Annotated in this window: 1 rRNA gene; it reads left to right on the top strand. The window is 49.9% G+C overall.

The window, feature by feature from the left end:
- Positions 1-175: 175 nt before the first annotated feature.
- Positions 176-1,698 (top strand): 23S ribosomal RNA (locus tag ACGLHT_RS29945); the annotation flags it as partial.

Raw genomic sequence — 1,698 nt, forward strand, 5'->3', positions numbered from 1 at the left:
CTTTTGTCAGATCGTTCTTTAAAAATTCGGATATGTGATAGATATAGACTGATGACCAGTTTCACTGCTGGAAATCAGGCTAAGGTAAAATTTGTGAGTTCTGCTCGAAAGAGCAACATGCGAATTTTCGGCGAATGTCGTCTTCACAGTATAACCAGATTGCTTGGGGTTATATGGTCAAGTGAAGAAGCGCATACGGTGGATGCCTTGGCAGTCAGAGGCGATGAAAGACGTGGTAGCCTGCGATAAGCTTTGGGGAGTCGGCAAACAGACTGTGATCCAGAGATCTCTGAATGGGGGAACCCACTCAGCATAAGCTGAGTATCTTGTACTGAATACATAGGTGCAAGAGGCGAACCAGGGGAACTGAAACATCTAAGTACCCTGAGGAAAAGAAATCAACCGAGATTCCCTTAGTAGTGGCGAGCGAACGGGGACCAGCCCTTAAGTTGATTTGAGATTAGTGGAACGCTCTGGAAAGTGCGGCCATAGTGGGTGATAGCCCCGTACACGAAAATCTCTTGTCAATGAAATCGAGTAGGACGGAGCACGAGAAACTTTGTCTGAATATGGGGGGACCATCCTCCAAGGCTAAATACTACTGACTGACCGATAGTGAACCAGTACCGTGAGGGAAAGGCGAAAAGAACCCCGGAGAGGGGAGTGAAATAGAACCTGAAACCGTATGCGTACAAGCAGTGGGAGCCTACTTTGTTAGGTGACTGCGTACCTTTTGTATAATGGGTCAGCGACTTATATTCAGTGGCGAGCTTAACCGAATAGGGGAGGCGTAGCGAAAGCGAGTCTTAATAGGGCGTTTAGTCGCTGGGTATAGACCCGAAACCGGGCGATCTATCCATGGGCAGGTTGAAGGTTAGGTAACACTGACTGGAGGACCGAACCGACTACCGTTGAAAAGTTAGCGGATGACCTGTGGATCGGAGTGAAAGGCTAATCAAGCTCGGAGATAGCTGGTTCTCCTCGAAAGCTATTTAGGTAGCGCCTCATGTATCACTCCAGGGGGTAGAGCACTGTTTCGGCTAGGGGGTCATCCCGACTTACCAAACCGATGCAAACTCCGAATACCTGGAAGTGCCGAGCATGGGAGACACACGGCGGGTGCTAACGTCCGTCGTGAAAAGGGAAACAACCCAGACCGTCAGCTAAGGTCCCAAAGTCATGGTTAAGTGGGAAACGATGTGGGAAGGCTTAGACAGCTAGGAGGTTGGCTTAGAAGCAGCCACCCTTTAAAGAAAGCGTAATAGCTCACTAGTCGAGTCGGCCTGCGCGGAAGATGTAACGGGGCTCAAACCATGCACCGAAGCTACGGGTGTCATCTTTGATGACGCGGTAGAGGAGCGTTCTGTAAGCCTGTGAAGGTGAGTTGAGAAGCTTGCTGGAGGTATCAGAAGTGCGAATGCTGACATGAGTAACGACAATGCGAGTGAAAAACTCGCACGCCGAAAGACCAAGGTTTCCTGCGCAACGTTAATCGACGCAGGGTTAGTCGGTCCCTAAGGCGAGGCTGAAAAGCGTAGTCGATGGAAAACAGGTTAATATTCCTGTACTTCCAGTTATTGCGATGGAGGGACGGAGAAGGTTAGGCCAGCCTGGCGTTGGTTGTCCAGGTTTAAGGTGGTAGGCTGAAATCTTAGGCAAATCCGGGATTTCAAGGCCGAGAGCTGATGACGAGTTGCC

It is taken from the genome of Pseudomonas sp. PsB (genome assembly GCF_043658375.1).
Classification (GTDB): Bacteria; Pseudomonadota; Gammaproteobacteria; order Pseudomonadales; family Pseudomonadaceae; genus Aquipseudomonas; species Aquipseudomonas putida_Z.